The following is a 7,582-nucleotide window of genomic DNA, read 5'->3' on the forward strand; positions in this document are numbered from 1 at the left end:
ACCGCCCCCACCCCCCGCTACCGGCCGCTGCGCTTTGGCGTTACCGAGGTCACCACCCGCCAGGGCGACAACGGCGTGGTCTATGTGCGCGCCACGCAAGACCTGCAACCCCACCCCGTGCGCCTGACCGACCGCCTGGCGCACTGGGCGCAGACGACGCCCGACCGCACCTGGATGGCGCAGCGTGTGAAGAACGCCGACGGCAGCCTGGGCGACTGGCGGCACATCAGCTACCAAGAGGCTTGGCAGTCCGCGCGCCGCATCGCGCAAGCGCTGCTGGACCGCCGCCTGAGTGCCGACCGCCCCGTGGTCATGCTCAGCGAAAACGATCTGGAGCACGCTCTGCTGTCGCTGGGCTGCCTGGTGGCGGGCGTCCCGCAATGCACCGTGTCGGCCGCCTACTCCACCGTGAGCAAGGACTACGACAAGCTGCGCCACGCCATCGACACCCTCACGCCCGGCCTGGTGTTTGCGAGCAGCGGCGAGCGCTTTGCCGCCGCCATCAACGCCACGGTGGGCGCCGACGTAGAGGTGGCGCTGATCGAGGGCACCCTGCCCGGCCGCAGTACCACACCATTCAGCGCGCTGCTGGCCACCGAGGCCACGCCCGCCGTGGATGCCGCACACGCCGCCATCACGGGCGACAGCATCGCCAAGTTCATGTTCACCTCGGGCTCCACCAAGGCGCCCAAGGCGGTGATCGTCACGCACGGCATGTGGGCTGCCAACCTGCAGCAGATGAACCAGTCCATGCCGGTGCTGACCGAAGACGACCTAGTGCTGGTGGACTGGCTGCCATGGAACCACACCTTTGGCGGCAACCACAACTTCGGCATCGTCATCTACAACGGTGGCACGCTGTACCTGGACGAGGGCAAGCCCATGCCCGCGGGCATGGCCGAGACCATCCGCAACCTGCGCGAGATCGCGCCCACGGTGTACTTCAACGTGCCCACGGGTTTCGAGGTGCTGGCGCACACCATGAAGACCGACGCGCAGCTGCGCAAGAACCTGCTCAGCCGCGTGAAAATGTTCTTCTTTGCCGCTGCCGCACTCTCGCAACCCATCTGGGATGCCCTCTTTGAGGTGGCCGAGCAGGAGGTGGGCGAGCGCATCGTGATGAACACCGGCCTGGGCATGACCGAGGGCTGCCCCTTCTGTGTGGCCGTGAACAGCCCCAACGTGCAGGCAGGCGACATCGGCGTGCCCACGCCGGGGCTGGAGCTGAAGCTGGTGCCCGTGGATGGCAAGACCGAGGTGCGTTATCGCGGCCCCAACATCACCCAAGGCTACTGGCGCAATGCCGAGGCCACGCGCGAGGCGTTCGACGAAGAAGGCTTCTACTGCTCCGGCGACGCCGTGAAGTGGATCGACGAGGCCGACCACAACAAGGGCCTGAAGTTCGACGGCCGCATTGCCGAGGACTTCAAGCTCAGCACCGGCACCTTCGTGAGCGTGGGCCCCATGCGCGCCAAGATCATCGCGGCCTGCGCACCCCATGTGCAGGACGCCGTCATCACCGGCATCAACCTCAAGGAAGTGGGCGCGCTGCTGATCCCCACGCCCCACATCCGCACGCTGGCGGGCCTGCCCAGCGATGCCAGCCTGCCACAGGTGCTGGAGAGCGCGCCCGTGCAGCAGCACTTTCAGCAGGTGATCAACCAGCTGGCCGCACAAGCCACCGGCAGCGCCACGCGTGTGGCGCGCATGCACCTGATGGCCGAGCCGCCCTCGCTGGACAAGGGCGAGATCACCGACAAGGGCTCCATCAACCAGCGCGCCGTGCTCAAACACCGCGCCAACCTGGTGGAAGCCATGCACGAAGGCAAGTTGCCATTCACCCTCGTGCCCCAGAAATGAATTGACCTGAACTGAACGACTACCCAAGGACACCACCATGCAGATTCAAGGACAAGCCGCCCTCGTGACCGGCGGCGCATCGGGCCTCGGTGAAGCCACCGCACGCGCACTGGCCGCCCAGGGCGCCAAGGTCGCGGTGCTGGACCGCAATGCCGAACTGGCTGAAAAAGTCGCCGCAGACATTGGTGGCGTAGCCTGCCCCTGCGACATCACCGACGCCGCCAGCGTGCAGGCCGCCATCGACAAGGCCGCCGCCGCCCACGGCCCCGCGCGCATTCTCATGAATGTTGCAGGCATCGGCAGCGCCAAACGCGTGGTGCAGCGCGATGGCAGTGCCGCGCCGCTGGAAGACTTTGTGCGCGTGGTCAACATCAACCTGATCGGCACCTACAACGTGAGCCGTTTGTTTGCCGCCGCCTGCAGCAAGCTCGACGTGCTGGACAACGGCGAGCGCGGCGTAATGATGTTCACCGCCTCCGTCGCCGCCTTTGACGGCCAGGTGGGCCAGCAGGCCTACAGCGCCTCCAAGGCGGGCCTGGCGGGGATGACGCTGCCCATGGCGCGCGACCTGGCACAGCACGCGATCCGCGTGTGCACCGTGGCGCCCGGCCTGTTTGCCACGCCGCTGATGAAGGAACTGCCCGAGGCCGTGCAGCAGTCGCTGGCCGCCAGCATCCCCTTCCCGCCACGCCTGGGCAAGCCCGAGGAGTTTGCCGAGCTGGCCTGCCACATCGTGACCAACGGCCATCTCAACGGCGAAGTCATCCGCCTGGACGGCGCCCTGCGCATGGCGCCACGCTGATCCATTCCTTCCCCCGCCCCCAGAGCTTTCAACGACACACAGGAGACAACACCATGACCATCACCCGCCGACAACTCGTCCAGGCCTTTGGCGCCAGCGCCGCGCTGGGCGCCCTGCATCCCTTTGCTGCCCACGCCCAGGTAGACCAGGTGAAGGTGTATTTCGGCTTCCCCGCTGGCAGCTCGGGCGACACCGTGGCCCGCCGCGTGGCAGAAAAATGGGGCGGCAGCGCCTTCAGCAAGAACGCTGGCGTGGTGGAGAACAAGCCCGGCGCGGGCGGCCGCATTGCGCTGGAGACGCTGAAGGCAGCGCCCGCCGACGGCTCGGTGCTGGCGCTGGCGCAGGTGTCGGCCATTGCCAACTACCCGCACATCTACAGCAAGATGAACTACACCGACAAGGACTTCGCGCCCGTGTCGATTGCCGCCGTGATGCACCACGGACTGGCCGTGGGCCCCATGGTGCCCGCCAGCGTGAAGAACGTGAAGGACTTCCTGGCCTGGGCCAAGGCCAACCCCAAGGACGCCAGCTACGGCTCGCCCGGTGCTGGCTCCACGCCGCACTTCCTGGGCGCGCTGCTGGGCATCAACAGCGGCGTGGACCTGCGCCATGTGCCCTACCGTGGCTCCATCCCGGGCGTGACGGACGTGGTGGGCGGCCAGGTGGCTGCCATGGTCACGCCGCACGGTGACTTCATCGCCAACTACAAGGCGGGCAAGCTGCGCATCCTGGCCACCTCGGGCCCCAAGCGCTCGCAGTACGTTCCTGATGTGCCCACGTTCGCCGAGCAGGGCTTCCCCGAGCTGACCACCGAAGAATGGTTTGGCTTCTACGCCCCCGCCGCCACGCCCAAGCCCGTGATTGCCGCCGCCAACGCTGCCATCAACGCCGCCCTGAAGGAAAAGTCTGTCATCGACAGCCTGGCCATCGTGGGCCTGATGCCCCACGGCTCCACGCCCGAGGAACAAGCGCGCTGGCAGAAGGCCGAGTACGACACCTGGGGTCCGCTGATCAAGAAGATTGGTTTCACCGCAGATTCTTGAAGGTTGTGAATCCCCCCTGAGCGGCTTCGCCGCTTCCCCCCTTGGGGGGGACGCCACCAGCGCGGCGGGGCGGCCCTTGCGCGGTGGCCCTCGCCTGGGGGCGCGCCGGTATCGACGGGTGGCGGGCGCAACCCCCACACCCCACCCGTTCGGGCTGAGCCTGTCCAATCCAAGGCGCAAGCAGCCACCAGGCTCGTGCCGACGAAATTCAGAAGAAAACGGCATCCAGCGCTTATCCATCAAGCGCCAATAGCTATCAAATAGTGAGCATTTAATGCAAGCACGCCAAGCCCTTGCCGACATCCAGCATCTGCTGACCCACGTGTTGCAGGCGCCCAGCCGCTGGCAGGCGCTGGCGCCGTTTGCCGACACCGATGGCGAGCTGGCTGCGCAGGTGTTGGACGAGGCCGCCAAGTTTGTGGACAGCGCCATCGCCCCGTTGCAGCGCACGGGCGATGAGGAAGGCTGCCGGTTTGACGCAGGCAAAGTGCACACGCCCCCAGGATTTCGCGATGCCTACCAGGCCTTCTGGCAGGCGGGCTGGCCGTCGCTGTCGTGCGCGCCCGAGGACGGTGGCCAGGGTCTGCCCGCAGTGCTCGAATGTGTGCTGTTTGAATGGCTGGCCGGTGCCAACCACGGCTGGACCATGGCGCCCGGCCTGCTGCATGGCGCGTACGAATGCATCAAGCACCACGCCAGCGACGAACTCAAGGCGCAGTACCTGGAGAAGGTCGCCACCGGCGAATGGCTGGCCACCATGTGCCTGACCGAAGCCCACGCGGGCAGCGACCTGGGCCTGGTGCGCACACGCGCCGTGCTGCAGCCCGACGGCAGCGCGCGGGTGAACGGCAGCAAGATTTTTATCTCGGGCGGCGAACACGACCTGACCGACAACATCGTGCACCTGGTGCTGGCGCGCTTGCCCGATGCACCGGCGGGCCCCAAGGGGTTGTCGCTGTTTCTGGTGCCCAAGGTGCTTCAGGACGGCAGCCGTAATGCCGTGGTGTGCGAGCGCATCGAAGAAAAGATGGGCCTGCACGGCAGCCCCACCTGCGTGATGCGGTTTGACGACGCCACCGGCTGGCTGGTGGGCGAGCCGAACAAGGGCCTCAACGCCATGTTCGTGATGATGAACGCCGCCCGCCTGCACGTGGGCCTGCAGGGCATCGGCCTGCTCGAAGCCGCCTGGCAAAAGGCCAGCGCCTATGCGGCCGAGCGCCGCCAGATGCGCGCACCCGGCGCCAAAGACACCAGCCTCATCCACGACCACCCCGCCATCCGCCGCATCCTGCACACGCAGCGCGCCTGGATCGACGGCGGGCGTGTGCTGGCTTACCACACCGCCCTGCAGCTCGATGTGGCCAAGCACAGCACCGACGCGGGCGAGCGCGCCGCCGCCCAGCGCTGGTGTGCACTGGTCACGCCCGTGCTCAAGGCCGCACTCACCGACCAGGGCTTCCACGGCGCCAGTGCCTGCCTGCAGGTGTTTGGTGGCCACGGCTATGTGCGCGAATGGGGCATCGAGCAGATCGTGCGCGATGCGCGCGTGGCGATGATCTACGAGGGCACCAACGAGATCCAGGCGATTGACCTGCTGGTGCGCAAGGTGCTGGCCGATGGCGGCCAGGGCCTGGCAACGCTGCTGACCACACTGCCTGGCACAGCGCCCAGCCCTGCGGCCAGCGCACGCCGCCATGCGCTGGTGGAGATCACACAAACGCTGGCGATAGCTGCCCAGTCCGACGCCGAGCTGCCCTACTGGGTGGCCGACGACTACCTGCGCGCCGTGGCGCTGGTGCTGCTGGACTGGGCCTGGCAGCGCATTGCCGCAGCCAGCAACACGCCGCGCTGGCAAGAGCCTGCCAACGCCTTCGCACAGTGGGTACTGCCTGAGTTCGAGATGCGCGCGGCCATCATCCGCCAACGCATCACCCAGGCGTTCGAATCTTTGCCAAGAAAAGCCGCTACCGCCTGATAGGCAAGCGCCATAAGCTATTGATTCAGTAGCAACCAGACGATCTCCCGCTTTCCCTCCCACAGCGTGTTGAGGCCGCGCTGCGGGATTCCTTGCGCCTCAAAAAAATGGAGACAACAGCATGAACCGTACGAAAAGAAGAATGCGATTGCACCCTCTCGCACTGTCGGCCCTGCCGGTGGCGCTACTCATGGGTTGCGGCGGGGGATCGTCGGACGCGGGGTTGCCGCAGCTGAGCGCGGCCACACCGGGCACGCTGGCCACGTGCTCTGACCTGGCCAGCAAGTTCACCCACCCCAACACGCAGATCAGCCTGGCCGAGCCGGTGGCTGCAGGGGCACTGACCCGTGGCGATGCTCCCATGCCCGCACACTGCCTGGTGCGCGGCGAGATGTTTCCCCGCATCAGCCCGCAGGACGGCCAGCGCTATGCCATTGCCTTTGAGATGCGTATGCCGCTGGCCTGGAATGGCCGGTTCTTCTACCAGGCCAACGGCGGCTCTGACGGCGTGCTCTGGCCCGCAATTGGCTCCCAGACCGGGCCGCAGCCCACCGTGGCGCTGCAGCAAGGCTTTGCAGTCATCAGCTCTGACGCCGGCCACGCCGGACAGGGGAACATGACTTTTGGTATCGATGCCCAGGCCCGGCTGGACTACGGCTACCAGGCGGTGGCCAAGCTGACCCCGATGGCAAAGGACCTGATCGCTTCGGCCTACGGCAAAAAACCCGACCGCTCCTACATCGGCGGCTGCTCCAATGCCGGCCGCCACACCTTCGTGGCAATGACCCGGATGCCGGGTGAATACGACGGCTACCTGGCTGGCGCCCCCGGCTACCGCCTGCCGCTGGCGGCCATCGCCAACCAGTTCGGCGCCAAGCAGTACGCGACCATCGCAACCGACCCAGCGGACTTGTCCACCGCTTTTACGAGCACCGAGCGGGCTATGGTCTCTGCCAAGGTGCTTGAAAAGTGCGATGCGCTGGACGGGGCTAAGGACGGCATCGTGCAAGACACTGCGGCCTGCCAGGCCAGCTTCGACTTCCAGCGTGACATTCCGTCGTGCTCTGGCGCGCGGGACGGCAGCTGCCTGACGCCCGCCCAGAAGACGGCCATCGCGCCCATCTTCTCGGGCGCGGTGGACAGCAAGGGCAACAAGTTCTACGCGAGCTTCCCCTTCGACACTGGCCACAACGCTGCGGACTCGTCGTTCTGGGAGTTCTTCGTCTCCACCAATATCGACCCCGCGATGACTGCCATGACCTGGGGCTCGCCGCCAGTGTCCCCCACAGGCTTCAGCGCCCCAGCGTTTGCATTGAATACACCCATCGACACCATGCTCACCTCGGTGGCTGCGACCAGCGGCGTGTACACCGAATCGGGCTTGGCATTCATGCAGCCCGTCAACCCTACCAATCTGGCCACGCTCAAGCAACGCGGCGCCAAGGTCATGGTCTACCACGGTGTGAGCGACCCGATCTTCTCGGCCAACGACACGGCCAACTGGTATGAGGGCCTGCGCACAAACAACAGCGGCGACGCATCGAACTTCGCGCGGTACTACCCCGTGCCCGGCATGTCGCATTGCGGCATGGGCCCGGCCACCGACCAGTTCGACATGCTGACCTCGCTGGTCAACTGGGTGGAAAAAGGCCAGGCGCCCGATAGCGTGGTTGCAGGGGTGAGAGCAGCGGGCAATGTGGCCGGCGCCAATCCCGACCTGCCCGCCAGCTGGTCCGCCAACCGCACCCGCCCGCTGTGCGCCTACCCCAAGGTGGCGCGCTACAACGGCACGGGTGATATCGAAAGCGCCAGCAGCTTCAGCTGCAAGTAGTGCCCCGGCCCTGGCCACTGCGGCCAGGGCCGGGGCACTACTTGCAGCTGAAGCTGCTGGCGCTTTCGATA

The 7,582-nt window shown here is 66.6% G+C and carries 5 protein-coding genes; all 5 read left to right on the forward strand.

Annotated elements, in window-relative coordinates:
* Positions 1 to 1,860, forward strand: a 1,860-nt coding sequence (locus tag NFX52_RS28705) for a feruloyl-CoA synthase (RefSeq protein ID WP_252635943.1), incomplete at its 5' end; no start/stop codon positions are given.
* Positions 1,861 to 1,897: 37 nt separating this feature from the next.
* Complete coding sequence (locus tag NFX52_RS28710; RefSeq protein ID WP_055399781.1) at positions 1,898 to 2,662, forward strand: SDR family NAD(P)-dependent oxidoreductase; 765 nt, start codon at positions 1,898 to 1,900, stop codon at positions 2,660 to 2,662.
* Between the two features lie 53 nt (positions 2,663 to 2,715).
* Positions 2,716 to 3,705, forward strand: a complete 990-nt coding sequence (locus NFX52_RS28715; protein ID WP_055399779.1) for a Bug family tripartite tricarboxylate transporter substrate binding protein — start codon at positions 2,716 to 2,718, stop codon at positions 3,703 to 3,705.
* Positions 3,706 to 3,979: 274 nt separating this feature from the next.
* Positions 3,980 to 5,680, forward strand: coding sequence for an acyl-CoA dehydrogenase family protein (locus NFX52_RS28720; protein ID WP_055399778.1), 1,701 nt, complete (start codon positions 3,980 to 3,982; stop codon positions 5,678 to 5,680).
* A gap of 121 nt (positions 5,681 to 5,801) precedes the next feature.
* On the forward strand, positions 5,802 to 7,511 hold the full coding sequence (locus NFX52_RS28725; protein WP_055399777.1) for a tannase/feruloyl esterase family alpha/beta hydrolase: 1,710 nt from the start codon (positions 5,802 to 5,804) through the stop codon (positions 7,509 to 7,511).
* Positions 7,512 to 7,582: the final 71 nt, after the last annotated feature.

The organism is Acidovorax facilis (assembly GCF_023913775.1).
Lineage (GTDB): Bacteria > Pseudomonadota > Gammaproteobacteria > Burkholderiales > Burkholderiaceae_C > Acidovorax > Acidovorax facilis.